At 70.0% G+C, this 13,480-nt stretch carries 15 protein-coding genes; 6 read left to right on the forward strand and 9 right to left on the reverse strand.

All coding sequences use genetic code 11. The annotated features are described in order from the left end of the window. Positions 1–59: 59 nt before the first annotated feature. Positions 60–347 carry a hypothetical protein gene (locus BG418_RS17490; RefSeq protein ID WP_223185000.1) on the reverse strand — a complete coding sequence of 96 codons (288 nt, stop codon included), beginning with the start codon at positions 345–347 and terminating at the stop codon, positions 60–62. Continuing rightward, complete coding sequence (locus tag BG418_RS17495; protein ID WP_188274838.1) at positions 344–1,375, reverse strand: NAD-dependent epimerase/dehydratase family protein; 1,032 nt, start codon at positions 1,373–1,375, stop codon at positions 344–346. Before BG418_RS17495 ends, BG418_RS17490 begins: the two co-directional genes overlap by 4 nt. Positions 1,376–1,431: 56 nt before the next feature. Here BG418_RS17495 and BG418_RS17500 point away from each other — a divergent pair, with 56 nt between their 5' ends. Both BG418_RS17500 and BG418_RS17505 read left to right on the forward strand, forming a co-directional pair. Continuing rightward, positions 1,432–1,899, forward strand: a complete 468-nt coding sequence (locus BG418_RS17500; RefSeq protein WP_188274839.1) for a MarR family winged helix-turn-helix transcriptional regulator — start codon at positions 1,432–1,434, stop codon at positions 1,897–1,899. 613 nt (positions 1,900–2,512) lie between these two features. Further along, positions 2,513–2,830 carry a hypothetical protein gene (locus tag BG418_RS17505; protein ID WP_188274840.1) on the forward strand — a complete coding sequence of 106 codons (318 nt, stop codon included), beginning with the start codon at positions 2,513–2,515 and terminating at the stop codon, positions 2,828–2,830. 518 nt (positions 2,831–3,348) lie between these two features. On the opposite strand, the gene eno is transcribed toward BG418_RS17505, so the two are convergent. After that, the gene (gene eno, locus BG418_RS17510) at positions 3,349–4,626 is read right to left on the reverse strand and encodes a phosphopyruvate hydratase (protein WP_188274841.1); all 1,278 of its coding nucleotides are present in this window, start codon (positions 4,624–4,626) and stop codon (positions 3,349–3,351) included. Positions 4,627–4,795: 169 nt separating this feature from the next. Here eno and BG418_RS17515 point away from each other — a divergent pair, with 169 nt between their 5' ends. Together BG418_RS17515 and BG418_RS17520 are read left to right on the forward strand one after the other, a co-directional pair. Beyond that, positions 4,796–5,218, forward strand: coding sequence for a MarR family winged helix-turn-helix transcriptional regulator (locus BG418_RS17515; RefSeq protein ID WP_188274842.1), 423 nt, complete (start codon positions 4,796–4,798; stop codon positions 5,216–5,218). A gap of 265 nt (positions 5,219–5,483) precedes the next feature. Next, positions 5,484–6,347 carry an alpha/beta fold hydrolase gene (locus tag BG418_RS17520; RefSeq protein WP_188274843.1) on the forward strand — a complete coding sequence of 288 codons (864 nt, stop codon included), beginning with the start codon at positions 5,484–5,486 and terminating at the stop codon, positions 6,345–6,347. 115 nt (positions 6,348–6,462) lie between these two features. On the opposite strand, the gene BG418_RS17525 is transcribed toward BG418_RS17520, so the two are convergent. The 3 genes from BG418_RS17525 to BG418_RS17535 form a co-directional block, all read right to left on the reverse strand. Beyond that, positions 6,463–6,897 (reverse strand): VOC family protein, encoded by a 435-nt coding sequence (locus tag BG418_RS17525; protein ID WP_188274844.1) that lies wholly within the window; start codon positions 6,895–6,897, stop codon positions 6,463–6,465. A 158-nt stretch (positions 6,898–7,055) separates the two neighbouring features. After that, on the reverse strand, positions 7,056–7,463 hold the full coding sequence (locus BG418_RS17530) for a (2Fe-2S) ferredoxin domain-containing protein (RefSeq protein ID WP_188274845.1): 408 nt from the start codon (positions 7,461–7,463) through the stop codon (positions 7,056–7,058). Further along, positions 7,460–9,442 (reverse strand): heavy metal translocating P-type ATPase, encoded by a 1,983-nt coding sequence (locus BG418_RS17535; RefSeq protein ID WP_188274846.1) that lies wholly within the window; start codon positions 9,440–9,442, stop codon positions 7,460–7,462. The genes BG418_RS17530 and BG418_RS17535 overlap by 4 nt, the downstream gene beginning before the upstream one ends. A gap of 95 nt (positions 9,443–9,537) precedes the next feature. Here BG418_RS17535 and BG418_RS17540 point away from each other — a divergent pair, with 95 nt between their 5' ends. Then, positions 9,538–9,927 carry a metalloregulator ArsR/SmtB family transcription factor gene (locus BG418_RS17540; RefSeq protein WP_188274847.1) on the forward strand — a complete coding sequence of 130 codons (390 nt, stop codon included), beginning with the start codon at positions 9,538–9,540 and terminating at the stop codon, positions 9,925–9,927. A gap of 417 nt (positions 9,928–10,344) precedes the next feature. On the opposite strand, the gene BG418_RS17545 is transcribed toward BG418_RS17540, so the two are convergent. Then, complete coding sequence (locus BG418_RS17545) at positions 10,345–10,734, reverse strand: SH3 domain-containing protein (RefSeq protein WP_223185001.1); 390 nt, start codon at positions 10,732–10,734, stop codon at positions 10,345–10,347. A 418-nt stretch (positions 10,735–11,152) separates the two neighbouring features. Here BG418_RS17545 and BG418_RS17550 point away from each other — a divergent pair, with 418 nt between their 5' ends. Continuing rightward, positions 11,153–11,590, forward strand: a complete 438-nt coding sequence (locus BG418_RS17550; RefSeq protein WP_188274848.1) for a VOC family protein — start codon at positions 11,153–11,155, stop codon at positions 11,588–11,590. 213 nt (positions 11,591–11,803) lie between these two features. Here the strand turns inward: BG418_RS17550 and BG418_RS17555 are convergent, their stop codons facing one another. Together BG418_RS17555 and BG418_RS17560 are read right to left on the reverse strand one after the other, a co-directional pair. Further along, a complete protein-coding gene (locus BG418_RS17555) occupies positions 11,804–12,304 on the reverse strand; it encodes a VOC family protein (protein WP_188274849.1) in 501 nt (166 codons plus the stop codon). Between the two features lie 232 nt (positions 12,305–12,536). Continuing rightward, positions 12,537–13,241, reverse strand: a complete 705-nt coding sequence (locus BG418_RS17560; protein ID WP_188274850.1) for a Clp protease N-terminal domain-containing protein — start codon at positions 13,239–13,241, stop codon at positions 12,537–12,539. Positions 13,242–13,480: the final 239 nt, after the last annotated feature.

The following is a 13,480-nucleotide window of genomic DNA, read 5'->3' on the forward strand; positions in this document are numbered from 1 at the left end:
AGACGGGCAGGGGCCGGTACATGACGAACTTCGGCGACTCGGCGCGGCCGTCGCTCCCCCTACTGGACGCCGAACACCCGGTCGCCGGGCGGGCGTCCCAGAACGGGTGCGGGATCCGCCCTTCGGGGTGTCCGGTCGCGGGGGAAGACGAGGAGGACGCCCGGCCGGTCATTGGTGAACCAGCTGTCGAAGGAGAAGGGAGCGGGTCCGGCGTCGCCTTCGCCGAACACGACCAGACCGTCGAGGACCTCTGCCTCCATGAAGCGGCGGGCCAGGTTCCAGCGCCTGTCCCGCTCGGCCAGCGAGCAGACGGGAACGGAAGCGCCTTGCACCGCTGGGAACATCATGCTGCTCCCTGTCGTGACGCGGTGAGGAGCGCGGTGGCGGTGTCGGTGATCGTCTGTTCAGGGCGGCGGGGCTGCCAGCCGAGTTGAGTACGTGCCTTGCTGCTGTCGACGAGCCTGGTGCGGCCGAGTTCGGGGCGCAGCATCGCCAGTTGCGGGTTGCGCCGTGCGAGCAGCTTGACGACGAGGTCGGGCATGGTGGGCACGGGCACCTTCGCGGCTTCGTGCGGGAGCTTCTCGCGCAGGATGCGGGCGATCTGGCGGTACCACAGGAAGGTGCCTGAGCCGAGGTAGCGCTGGCCTGCGGCGGCCGGGCTGGTCATGGCGAGGATGTGGAGTTCGGCGATGTCGCGCACGTCGACGACGTTCCAGCCGATGTTCGGCAGGGCGGGGATCTCGCGGGCGAGCAGGCGCCGGATGACCTCGACGGTTCCCGGCCTGTTCGAGGTGCCCAGCATCGGGCCCTGCATGAACGTCGGGAGCACGGTGGTCAGTTCGAGCCCGGTCGCGGCGGCGAGCTCCCACGCGTCGCGCTCTGCGAGGATCTTGGAGTCGGGGTACGCGCGCAGCGGGGTGCCGGACGGTGCGGTCCAGGTCGTCTCGGTCGCGGGCGTGTCCGGGTCGCCGGTGTCGGCCGTGACGCCGGACGAGGTGAGCACGGCACGCCTGACCCCGGCTCGGGCGGCGGCGCCCAGGACGCGGCGGGTGCCCTCGCGGGCGGTGGTGATGAGGTCCGCGCCCGGGCCGAAGGGCATCGGCGAGGCGGTGTGCAGCACGTAGTCGGCGCCTGCGGCCGCCTGATCCCAGCCGTCGTCGCCCAGGAGGTCGGCGGCCGTGAACTCGATGGTCCCGGCTGCCTGTCGGCCCGCTTGCGCACTCACGGCGTCGCGCACCTGCTGGGCCTTGTCGAGGCTGCGCACGGTGGTGCGCACCCGGTAACCGCGCTGGAGCAGGCCCGCGATCACCCAGCCCGCCAGGTAGCCGGTTCCACCCGTGACCAGCACCGTCTCATCGCCGTGGTCGTCGACCATCTATGCCCCCAATATCATTGAGTTTCTCATTGATATTTCGAGAGTAGCATGGGCTGATGACCGCAACCAGTGACGCGAACGCACCGATGCCTGGCCCTGCGGACGTCGAGCGGAAAGCCGAGATCGTCCGCGTCCTCATGGAGGTGGGGAGTACCGTGGACGCGGTCGTGGCCGAGGTGCTCGGCGAGTTCGGGGTCCCCGCTTCCGTCGCCGGCACGCTGTGGGCGCTCGCCCCGGGAACTGAGCCGCCGACGCTTCGGGAGGTGGCGGTCCGCCTGCGCTGCGACCCCTCCACGGTGAGTCTCGCCGCCGACAAGCTGCAGAGCATGGGCCTTGTCGCCCGTCAGCCCCATCCCGTCGACGGTCGCAAGCGCACCCTGGTCCTCACTGAGCAAGGGCACGAACTGTGGAAGGCGCTCAGGACGCGGCTGCACGCCTCCAGGCTGTTCGCGGGTCTCGACGAGCGCGAACAGGAGACCCTGCTCGCGCTGCTGACGAGAATGCGGAACCCGCAACGCCCGTAACCGACCCGGTCGTTGGCCGGGGCCGCACCCATCCGGCCTCACGCCCGGCCGAGGGCTTCCTCCCGCGTGTCACTCCGGCGGCATGCGGGTCTTGGGCCCGGATGGCGAGGTTGCCGTCTTCGGTGCCGGCGGGCACGCCGAGCCGGCGCCCGCACCTGGGTGACGACGCGGTCGGTATACGCGGCGCCAGCCATATCGACGCCCGAGCTTCACGAGGGACGCTACCGCTCGCGCCGGGGCGACGGGGCGGACGAGAAGCCCTGCCCCCCCGGTGCCGTACGGATGGGATCAATGCCGGTGCGTTGGTGACTGCTGGTGGGGCGGGACGGCCACCGACGGGTGGCCTGGGGAACCGAGACCGGCTCGGCGACCTGCCCGTACGCGATCTGCAGGCGTATGAGGGTCTACTCGGCCGCGCTTCCTGCTGGGCGTGTTGGCGGGTGCGGTGCCAGTGCATGGCGAAGGCCCTGAGCGCGGCCGACGCGGTGACCGGCAGTAGCGCTCAGCCGAGCCGACGCCCCCGCCCGTCCCAACCCGCAACGGCAACTACGCGACCGTCACCAGCGGCATCGCGCTCGACTCCTGCTACTGGGTCGGGGACAACGGTTACACCGTGTACGCCACGGTCCCGTACCTGAACACGACCGGCCAGAGCGTGCTGTACTGCGCGCACGCGGTCAACGTCGCCAACGGAGGATGGGCCCACGACTTCGGCTGCGGCGACTGGACCTCTGATCAGAGCGGTGAATCCGGCACCGGCGTCCAGGGCGGGCCCGGCTTCAGCGGGTCCTGGGACGGGCCGGCTGGTACGTATGTGGTCTCCACCGGGGTCTGGGTCAACGGCACGTACTACGGCGACGTGCAGAGCCCGCGCACCAAAATCGGGGGCACTGAGCGCGGGGGACGCGGCGCAGTCCGACACTCGCCCTAGGGTTCTTCCCCGGCCGGGGGCGAGTGCGCGCTCCCGCTGGTGGTTACGGTGTGGGTGGGTACTCCGGCTCCGGTGAGCCAGGCCATGGCGAACTGTATTGCGGTGGGACCCACTTGGACATGTCGGGTGGCGGGCTCCACGGTGAGGGGCTGGGCTCTGGCGGGTCCGCGAACGGCCCTGCGTGGTTGTGCATGAGGAGGAGCATCAGCCCAACGACGGTGATGGTCAGCACGGTCAAGGCGAGGCCCACGGGGTTGCGCGGGTTGTACTCGTAGTGGTTCGTCCCCCACTTGCTTCGCCTGAAGACAGGTTCGTTGTCGTCGAAGCGCACGAGCAAGATCCTACTCAGCCGGGCCTGAGAAGCCACGGCTTCCACCCGGGAAGCCAGCACCGGCAGCCGACGACTGGCGGGTTCGGTAGGAGGCGGCTCAGGGAAACGGGCTGGTCGCGAGGCCAGAACCGCGCCCTGGGCTGACCTTACGAGTGGCGGCACTCCCTGCGCGTGCTGCCGACAGGCCCTAACGGCGCAGCGCCTCCGCGCCGGCGTACTGGGCGCTGTCGCCCAACTGCTCCTCGATACGGATGAGTTGGTTGTACTTGGCGGTGCGGTCGGAGCGGGACAGCGATCCGGTCTTTATCTGGCCGCAGCCCGTGGCGACCGCCAGGTCCGCGATCGTCGTGTCCTCCGTCTCTCCCGAGCGGTGCGACATGACGACGGTGTAGCCCGCCCGGTGGGCGGCGTTGACGGTGGCCAGGGACTCCGTCAGGGTGCCGATCTGATTGACCTTCACCAGGACCGAGTTGGCGACGCCGGAGTCGATGCCCTCGCGCAGGAGAGTCTCGTTGGTGCAGAACACGTCGTCACCGGTGAGCTGGCAGCGCGCACCCACCCGCGCGGTCAGATCCCGCCATCCCGCCAGGTCGTCCTCGGCCATCGGGTCCTCGATCGACACGATGGGGTAGGCGTCGATCAACTTGACCAGGTAGTCGGCGTGTTCGGCGGGTGCGCGCCGTACGCCCTCGCCGGTGTAGTCGTAGACGCCGTCGCGGAAGAACTCGGACGACGCCGGGTCCATGACCAGGCCGATGTCCGTGCCCGGCCGGTACCCCGTGCGCTCGACGGCGGCGACGACGAAGTCGAGGGCTTCTTCGGCGGTACGCAGCGCGGGTGCGAAGCCGCCCTCGTCGCCGACCCCCGTGGAGTGCCCGGCGGCGAGGAGATCGCGGCGCAGGGTGTGGAAGATCTCGGACCCCATCCGTACGGCCTCGGCGAAGCTCTCCGCGCCGATGGGGGCGATCATGAACTCCTGGAAGTCCAGGGGATTGTCGGCGTGTGCGCCCCCGTTGACGATGTTCATCATCGGTATGGGCAGCAGCCGGGCGTCGGAGCCGCCGAGGTAGCGGTAGAGCGGCAGGCGGTGGGCGGCGGCCGCGGCCTTGGCGGTGGCCAGGGAGACCCCGAGGATCGCGTTGGCGCCGAGTCTGGACTTGGTGGGGGTGCCGTCCGTGGCGACGAGGACGGCGTCGAGGCCGGCCTGGTCCTCGGCCTCGCGACCGGTGACGGCGGCCGCGAGCTCCGTGTTGACGTGGCGTACCGCATGGTCGACGCCCTTGCCGTGCCAGCGGGCCGGGTCGCCGTCGCGGAGTTCGACGGCCTCGCGGGCGCCGGTCGAAGCGCCGGAGGGGACTGCGGCCCGGCCGATGGATCCGTCCGCCAGCTCCACATCCACTTCGACGGTGGGGTTGCCCCTGCTGTCGAGGACGCGGCGGCCGGTGACGGAGGTGATGGCGGTCATGGGAGCCCTTCCCGTTGTCGCATACGTGCCGGGGCTCGGCTGCGGCGACGGTGACGCTGACCCGGCACCGGAAACTCTACAGCAGTGCTGTGCAGTATTGCTGTTCAGTTCTGCTGTTCAGACTTGCTGTGCAGTCCTCCTGTGCAGCTGTGCTGCGTTAAAATTCGGTATGCCCCTTCCGCAATCCACCGCCGTCGCGGCCGAACTGCGCACCGTGATGGGAAAGCTCACGCGGCGCGTGAAGCTTGAGGACCAGATGCCGTTCGGTCAGGTGGCCGTCCTCGGCGCGCTGGACCGCAGCGGTGCGATGACGACCAGCGAACTGGCGGCCGATCAGCGCGTGCGCCCGCAGTCCATGGCCCGAGCCGTTGGGCTGCTCATGGAGCAGGGGCTGATCACACGCCGGGCACATCCGACCGACGGCCGCAAGAGCCTGGTCGAGCTCTCCTCCGCGGGGCAGGCGCTGCTGGAGGAGGAGCGGGGGCGCCGGGCGGACTGGCTCGCGCGGGCGATCGAGGCGGAACTGACAGAAGAAGAGCGGGAGTTGCTGGCGCGGGCGACCGGGCTGGTGGAGAGGCTCGCGGCGCACTAGGGGCATCTCTTCGATCTGCCGGGTAGTGCGGATGATCTTCCACTGAGTAAGGTGCGTCACCGGACCGTGGGCAGCCGTTCGCACGCCGCCCTCGTGACTCCGCGCTTGACCGCTGACGCTTGCCATGCACGAAGACGTCTCCGCGGCTGGATGGTGCGCCGCAGGACGACGTCTCGTTCCTCGGCCGCGAGGTTGTTCGCGGCGTCGGGAAGAGCGACGCGCGTGCCGCCGACGCCGCGGAGGACCAGAAAGTGAGTGTAGACAGATGCAACCGACGTTCGTACTGGTTCATGGAGCTTTCGCGAACTCCTTCTCCTTCGCACCGCTCCAGGCCGAACTCGGCCTCCTCGGACACCGTTCCGTCGCCGTCGACCTTCCGGGGCACGGGTTCGCCGCGACGTTTCCGCGGGCCTATCAGGCGCCGCAGGATCTCGCGGGGCTCGCCACCACGCCCGGGGCCATCAAGGGCGTCACGCTCGCCGACAACGCCGCGCACCTGATCGGGATACTGGAGCGGGCCAAGCGGAACGGGCCCGTCATCCTCGTCTCGCACAGCCGCGGCGGTATGACGGCCACCGTCGCGGCCAACCAGCGGCCCGACCTGATCGACCGCATCGTCTACGTCTCCGCCTGGTGCCCCGTCGACCTTGACATCAGCGCGTACTACGCAGAGCCCGAGATGGCCACGGTCGATGCCGCGGGGCTGGCATCGGCGATCGTCGCGAACCCCGCCGAACTCGGGCTGCTGCGCTCCAACTTCCGTACCGCCGACCCCGGCGTCCTCGCGGCGTTCAAGGCGGCGTTCCTCGCCGACGGGACGGACGAGGAGTTCATGGTCTTCCTCAACACCTTCCAGCCCGACGAGAACCTCGACGCCGGCACACCCGACGACCGGGCGCAGGCCGACAGCTGGGGGCGGATTCCCAAGACGTACGTCCGGCTGACTGAGGACACCAGCGTGCCGCTCGCCATGCAGGACCGGATGATCCGCGAGGGCGACGCGCTGACGCCGGAGAACCCCTACGACGTCCGTACGCTCACCAGCAGCCACCTGAAGTGGCTGGTCGACCCGGCACCGGCGGCCCGAGTGCTGGGTGAAATCGCCGAGCTCCTGCCTGCCGCATCATGATCGAGGCCGGCTGAGGAGAGACCCGGAGGCCGCCCGCCCGCGCGAACTGCGGCGCAGGCGGGCGGCCTTGTGGTCCCTGTTATCCGGGACGGAACGAGGACACGTTCGCGGCGCCTCAGTCGAGACAGAACTCGTTGCCCTCGATGTCCTGCATCACGATGCACGACTCGTTTTCCTCATCGGCGTACAACGTTCGCTCGTGTGCCGCGCCGAGCGCGATCAGCCGTGCGCACTCGGCCTCAAGCGTGGCGAGGCGCTCGTTACCCACGAGTCCGGTGCCGACCCGCACGCAGAGATGAACCCGGTTCTTGACGACCTTGCCCTCGGGAACGCGCTGGAAGTACAGGCGCGGGCCCACACCTGTGGGATCACTGCAGACGAATGATGAATCCTGGTGCTCGGGCGGCAGTGAGCGAGTGAAGTCGTCCCAAGTGGCAAAGCCCTCCGGCGGCGGCGGTACGACGTACCCCAACACCTCGCACCAGAAACGAGCGACGCGCTCGGGCGCCGCGCAGTCGAAGGTGACTTGGAACTGCTTGATCGATGACATCGGCCCACCATAGTGGCGCGTGCTGGTCACCGGGATCCCGGGGGCGGGGAGTTCAGATGTCCATCTGACGGCGCTGTGCGGCGATTTGGTCCGCGTTGGAGGCGTGTGGGCAGACGGAGCGGACGAGTACATCGCCCGGCACCCCCCGCCGGGTCCGGTCAGTCTTCGAGTTCGTGGCGGACGCGTCGGGACGGGCTGAAGGTGTAGAGGTCGAGGATGTCGGGCGGCTCGGCGAGGCCGGGGCCGCCGTTTCGGACCCAGGCGGTGATGTCGGCCGCGGCGCCGGGGTCGTTGACGTGCCCGAGCCAGACAGGGCGTCCGCCGGCCTTGCGGCCTTCGGCGGAGGGCTGGATGACGATGACGTTGGCGCGCTCGCACGCGTCGAGGCAGTCGGTTCGGCGGACCATCGCGACTCCGGCCAGCTGGGTGCGCAGGTCGGTGAGTTGGGCTTCGTGGTCCAGCCGCGGCACCTTGGCCGGGGTGCCGCAGCAGCAGCCGCGGCAGACGGTGACGGTCGGGCGGGCCGCCCCCACACCGGGGGCGGCCTTCTTGGCGCGGCGGCTCACCGTATGTCCCGCGCGGCGCGGTTCCAGGCGGCGTCACGCAGCAGACGCAGCCCGTTGAGGCCGACGATGACGGTCGAGCCCTCGTGGCCGAGCACACCGAGCGGCAGCGGCAGGGTGCCCACCAGGTCCCAGATGACCAGCCCGGAGATGAACACGCCGGCGATGACCAGGTTCTGCACCACCAGGCGGCGGGCCGCCCGCGAGAGGGCGATGACCTTGGGGACGGTGGCGAGTTCGTCGCGGACGATGACGGCGTCGGCGGTCTCCAGAGCGAGGTCGGAGCCGGCGCGGCCCATGGCGATGCCGGTGTGCGCGGCGGCCAGGGCGGGAGCGTCGTTCACACCGTCGCCGAGAACCAGCACCTTGCGGCCGCGGGCCTCCAGGCGCCGTACGGCCTCGACCTTGTCCTGGGGCAGGAGGCCGGCGTGGACCTCGTCACCGATGATGCCGACCTCGGCGGCCAGGCGAGCTGCGGCGCGGGGGTTGTCGCCCGTCACCAGCATCGGGGTGCTGCCGGTCAGGGCGGTCAGGGCGGCGACGGTCGCGGCGGCGTCAGGACGCAGCCGGTCGGCGATGCCCAACACCCCGACGGGGACGCCGTCGCGCAGGACCAGGACGGCCGTGCGGCCGCCGTCCTCCAGGTCGGCCGCGACCTCGGCCGCGCCGATGTCGTCGTTGCTGTCGAGGAGGCGGGCGGGTGCGCCGACCGCAACCGTGCGGCCGCCGACGGTGGCGGTGACACCGATGCCGGGAGCGGAGGTGAAGTCCCGTATATCGGCGATGGTCAGGCCGCGGGTGCGGGCGGCGTCGACGACGGCGCGGGCCAGGGGGTGTTCGCTGGGATGCTCGGCGGCGGCCGCCAGCGCCAGCAGGGCGTCCTCGGCCAGCCCGGAGCCGAGCAACGGGCGGATGTCGGTGACGCGAGGGGTGCCCTCGGTCAGGGTGCCGGTCTTGTCCAGGGCGACCGCGTCGACTTGCCCGAGACGCTCCATCACCACGGCGGACTTCACCAGGACGCCGTGGCGTCCGGCGTTGGCGATCGCCGACAGCAGCGGCGGCATCGTCGCCAGGACCACCGCGCCCGGTGAGGCCACGATCATGAAGGTCATCGCCCGCAGCAGTGAGGCTGTCAGGTCCGCGCCGAACGCGAGGGGGACCACGAAGACCGCCAGCGTCGCGAAGACCATGCCCAGGCTGTACCGCTGCTCGACCTTCTCGATGAACAGCTGGGTGGGCGCCTTGGTTTCGGAAGCCTGCTCGACCATCGCCACGATCCGGGCGATCACCGAGTCCGAGGCGTCCCGCTCGACCTTGACCCGCAGGGCACCGGTGCCGTTGAGGGTGCCGGCGAAGACCTCGTCCCCGGCCTCCTTCGCGACCGGCAGCGGCTCACCGGTGATGGTCGCCTGGTCCACCTCGCTGACCCCGTCCAGGACGCGTCCGTCCGCGCCGACCCGCTCGCCCGGGCGGACCAGGATGGTGTCCCCGACCACCAGGTCCTGCGTCGGAACCGTCGCCTCGCTTTCGTCGTCGGCCAGGCGGGTGGCAACGGTCGGCGCCAGGTCGAGCAGACCGCGCACCGCGTCCTGGGTACGGGCGGTGGCCAGGGCCTCCAGAGCGCCGGAGGTGGCGAAGATGACGATCAGCAGTGCGCCGTCCATCACCTGCCCGATCGAGGCCGCGCCGATCGCGGCCACGATCATCAGCAGATCCACATCCAGGGTCTTCTCCCGCAGCGCCGCGAGCCCCGCCCAGGCCGGCTCCCACCCGCCGGTGACGTAGGCGGCGGCGTAGAGAGGGCCCCACGACCAGGCGGGTGCACCGGTCAGCTGGAGCGGCAGCGCGATCAGGAACAGCACCAGCGCCGCGGCGGCCCAGCGCGCCTCCGTCAGGGCGAACACCCGCGTACGCCGCCTCGGCACCGTACGCGCGGCGGCCGCAGCTGCCCGTTCGGGCCGCTGGATCAGGTCGGAAGGCATGACAAAACAACCCTTTCAGGGCGGAAGGCGGCGACACATCCACCGTACAGGAATATCTGAACAGGTCTTCACATGTGCCCGGTAGGATGGGCGCCATGGGTCATGGAGCCGACGGCAAGAACCACGCCACCCCCCGCGAGCGCCTGGACGCGGCGGGGGCCACCGATGTCGCCGCCACCCTCCAGGCCCTGGCCACCCCTTCGCGGCTGTACATCCTGGCCCGCCTCCAGGAAGGCCCCTGCGCGGTCGGCGACCTCGCCGAGGCCGTGGGCATGGAAGCCTCCGCCTGCTCCCACCAACTCCGCCTGCTGCGCAATCTCGGGCTCGTCACCGGAGAACGCCGGGGCCGCTCCATCGTCTACGCCCTCTACGACAACCACGTCGCCGAACTGCTGGAACAGGCCCTCTTCCACGTCGAGCACCTGCGGCTCGGCCTGCGCGACGCACCCACCGCCGAAACGGCCCCGGCCGCGGTCCGGCGGTAGGCGGTCTCGTTTCGCGTATGAGCGCTCAGCCTGCAGCGCTTGGTGGGTAGCACGCGGCAGGGGCGGCGAGCTCGTTTCAGGTCAGCTCGGCCCCGGATCAACCCGGTGACGCAAAGAGCTTCATTCGTCCAGACCAAGTGGAGGGGGCGACCGCCAGGGCCCCGGCGGTGGCAGCGGCTGGTGAGGGCACGGCCAGGCGAACAGGCCGCGCGCAAGGGGAGCACGGCCGCATGCCCGGTGTGTCATGTGGATATGTCGCAAATATGCTGCATGGGCTTATCGGGAGGTTGTAGGTGGGCGGCCCGGCGCTTGCCGGGCGCCGGGCCGCACCAGTGGCAGATCGCCTTCCGGCGTCGTACCTCGGAGGCTCGGTGTCCGGCGGCCGTTGGTCGGGCGGTTGCCGGACATCGCGTCAGGTCACTTGCAGTACGGCACGGGGGCGAGGTTGACCACATAGCGTGCGGCCACCCAGCCCGGCTTGCCCGCTCCGAGCTTGTACCAGAGCTTGTTGCCGTCCACGTTCTCGCCGGCCTTCTTGCACTGCAGCGCGACGACCGTGCCCTGAGGCAGCAGGCCGAGCCGCTTGGAAGCGGTGGTCGATCCCTGGTGCGTCCACAGGCCGCCGTTGGCGACGACCTTGCCGTTGGGCTCGGCCGCCGGGGCGGCCCGGTGGACCTGCTGGGCCGTGACGGTGGCCGCCGTCGGCGTCGCCGCCGAAGCCGTCCCCATGCTCAGCAGACTCCCTGCTCCCGCGAGCACCGCCACCGTGCCCGCGACGACGATCCGCTGCATGCCAGGTACGTACATGTTGTTCCCCTTTCATTCCCCGTGAGGTGTACGCCCTGTATGACGGCCGAGCATGCCGGTCCGTTGCGCCTCTGATCGTAAACTGGCGTAATTTGCACGGCAGTTGAAGCGAAGGTTGACCTTCTGACCGTGTCAGGCATCGGCCGGGTCCTGGTGCGGCGGGGGAGTGGTGCGATGAAGTGTCTGGACTCGGCGTGATGGTCGGCGACGCGCCGTGGTGGGCACGGTCGTGATCGGCGGTACGAAGGTGAGCCAGGCCGATCGGGTGACTCAAGGCGGTGTTGGCGCGGGTGTCTCGGCCCGTGGGGGACGGGCGGATACGTTGAGCAGGATCCGGCCGTGGAAATGCGGTGCCGACGAGGCCGAGTCACCGGCCCTCGCGGTCCCGTCGCAGCGCAGCAGGGAGTGAACCACCGGCATGGACGTTCTCTTCATCACGAGCGTGGCGGTGGTCGTCGCCGACCCGCCGTTGAGCCGCAAGCTGTTCATCGAAGCTCTTGGCCTCCCGCTGGAGGGGGAAGGTGACGGCTACTACTCCAGCGGGAGCGTCCCCGGCAGCAAGCACTTCGGCCTGTGGCCGCTCTCGCAGGCAGCCGAGGCGTGCTTCGGCACGGCCCAGTGGCCCGCCGACCGGGTGGTCCCGCAGGCGTCGATCGAGTTCGAGGTGGCGAACGCGGAAGCGGTCACGGCCGCCGGTGCCGAGCTTCAGCGCGCGGGCTTCGACCTGGTGCACCAGGCCCGCACCGAGCCATGGGGCCAGACGGTGGCCAGGCTTCTCACGGCGGACGGCGTGATCGTCGGCATCTCCTACGCTCCCTCCTTGCACGACGTGCAGGACGACCAGCACCCCGGGTGACTCGCGCGCATTGCCATCGTCGACCGCGCCTGGTGCCTCACGTCGCGGTGCACCCCGCGGGAGCCCCCGCCGTATGACTGGCGGGGGCGCTCGCGTCACGGGTGATCTCGTGAAGTGCTGTCAGTGCCTGTCCGCGTCGCGCATCACACGCCGAGCGTGGCCAACCCAGGTGTGGAGGTCGCTCACGGCCGTTTGCGGGACCGCGGCTGCCGGTCAGGTGGCGGAACCGGCGGCTGCGCCCGTCTTGAGGTCGGGCCCCCAGCGCTTGAGGGACTCTTCGAGGTCGAGCGCGCCGGAGCGGTTTTCGTCGGTCGCGGACGGCCAGTCCTCACGCGGTACGCGCCACATGATCTCGAACTCGTTGCCGTCGGGGTCCTTGGCGTAGACGGACTTCGACACGCCGTGGTTCGTGGATCCGACCATGGCGCCGCGCTCGTTGATCTTGTCGGCGATCTCGACCAGTTCGCCGAGAGTCCCCACTTCCCAGGCCAGGTGGTAGAGACCGACGCGACCTTGCTCGGGTCCGGGCGCCTCCGGTCCGACGGAGAACAGGCCGAGGTCGTGGTCGTTGAGTGTGCCCTCGGCGCTGAGGAATGCGGCGCGGCCCGGGATGTCGACGTCGAGCCGGAAGCCGAAGACGTCGGTGTAGAACTCGACGGCGCGCGCGACGTTCCGTACGTAGAGCACCGCGTGGTTGAGGCGGCGTACAGGCATGGGGATCTCCCTGAGGGGCGGCCACGCACGGGTGGTGGCCTGGCTTGCAACGATAAAACAATGTGAGACTTCAAGTAAATAGTTCCTTCCCGTAAATGAGCCGACGCGTAGGGTGATCATGCCGTGTCGGTTGGATCGTGCCCGGACGGCGGCGGGGCGGCGCGAGCGCACCGCCCCGCCGCGGGTGGGAAAGCCGTGCCGGTCCGGTCCTCCGTGGCGACTGATCGTTTCGTTACTGCTTGTCGCGCGCGGCGAGCCGTTTGGTGATCTCGGTCTTGACCGTCTTGTGCAGCTCTTTTGGCGTGAAGCCGAGGTTGCGCAGGATCTGCGCGGCTGGGCTTTTCTCGGTGCGGATCAGGCCGAGCAGCGTGTGTTCCGTGCCGACCCAGTCGTGGCCGAGGTCGGCCGCCGCGCGGCGTGTTTGCTCGATGGCCTCCTTGCTCTCCGGCCGGAACGCGATGTGACCTCGCAGCGCCTTCTCACCGGCCGGCGGCAGCACTTCCTCGATCGCGTCGCGGACGCGCTGCTCCGACCCGGTTTTCGCCACCAGCACCTCATACGCCAGGCCCCGCGGTTCGCCGAGCAGGCCGAGCAGCATGTGTTCGGTGCCGATGAAGTCGTGCTTGTGCGTTCGGGCGGCCTCCTGCGCCAGCACGATGCTGTGCCGGTTCAGGTTGGTGAACCGCTCGAACGGGGCGGGCGTGTGGCGTTGCTGGGCGGCCTGCTTGGACACTCCGATGGCGTCGCCGATCTCGGTCCACGACGCGCCGGTCTGCTTGGCCTTGCTGACGTAGTGGTCGATGAGCTGGTCACCGAGGTCGGACAGGGTCTGGGCGCGAAGTCGCGCCTCGCTGATGCGGGCCAGTTCGTCGGCCTCGGGGAGCTCCTCGTCGAGCCGGGCGATCAGGTCGGCGAGGCTGATGTCGAGTGGACTCATACGTCAACCGTAAGTTGACGATTGCTCGTCGTCAACCCGTAGTTGACGCTTGTTCCGGATGGTCTGCGTGCGATGGCCCGGCGCGGCATCCGGCCACGGAGCCTCCCGCGAAAACCCGTTGGCGGACCACGGTGACCGCTGCTACTTTTCCGGAGGCCGTGCGAGAGAACGAGGAGGTGGTACCCGTGAACGCAGTATCGACATGGGTGCTCCCCTCCGGGGTCACGGTCGGGCGATAG

This window comes from Streptomyces sp. CBMA152 (genome assembly GCF_014596475.1).
Taxonomy (GTDB): domain Bacteria; phylum Actinomycetota; class Actinomycetes; order Streptomycetales; family Streptomycetaceae; genus Streptomyces.

Bases quoted from the DNA above. Each gene is read 5' to 3' on its own strand.
- eno (WP_188274841.1), bottom strand. From the start codon at position 4,626: ATGACCGCCATCACCTCCGTCACCGGCCGCCGCGTCCTCGACAGCAGG.
- BG418_RS17500 (WP_188274839.1), top strand. From the start codon at position 1,432: ATGACCGCAACCAGTGACGCGAACGCACCGATGCCTGGCCCTGCGGAC.
- BG418_RS17550 (WP_188274848.1), top strand. From the start codon at position 11,153: ATGGACGTTCTCTTCATCACGAGCGTGGCGGTGGTCGTCGCCGACCCG.
- BG418_RS17560 (WP_188274850.1), bottom strand. From the start codon at position 13,241: ATGAGTCCACTCGACATCAGCCTCGCCGACCTGATCGCCCGGCTCGAC.
- BG418_RS17525 (WP_188274844.1), bottom strand. From the start codon at position 6,897: ATGTCATCGATCAAGCAGTTCCAAGTCACCTTCGACTGCGCGGCGCCC.
- BG418_RS17540 (WP_188274847.1), top strand. From the start codon at position 9,538: ATGGGTCATGGAGCCGACGGCAAGAACCACGCCACCCCCCGCGAGCGC.
- BG418_RS17515 (WP_188274842.1), top strand. From the start codon at position 4,796: ATGCCCCTTCCGCAATCCACCGCCGTCGCGGCCGAACTGCGCACCGTG.
- BG418_RS17520 (WP_188274843.1), top strand. From the start codon at position 5,484: ATGCAACCGACGTTCGTACTGGTTCATGGAGCTTTCGCGAACTCCTTC.
- BG418_RS17490 (WP_223185000.1), bottom strand. From the start codon at position 347: ATGATGTTCCCAGCGGTGCAAGGCGCTTCCGTTCCCGTCTGCTCGCTG.
- BG418_RS17545 (WP_223185001.1), bottom strand. From the start codon at position 10,734: ATGTACGTACCTGGCATGCAGCGGATCGTCGTCGCGGGCACGGTGGCG.
- BG418_RS17555 (WP_188274849.1), bottom strand. From the start codon at position 12,304: ATGCCTGTACGCCGCCTCAACCACGCGGTGCTCTACGTACGGAACGTC.
- BG418_RS17495 (WP_188274838.1), bottom strand. From the start codon at position 1,375: ATGGTCGACGACCACGGCGATGAGACGGTGCTGGTCACGGGTGGAACC.
- BG418_RS17535 (WP_188274846.1), bottom strand. From the start codon at position 9,442: ATGCCTTCCGACCTGATCCAGCGGCCCGAACGGGCAGCTGCGGCCGCC.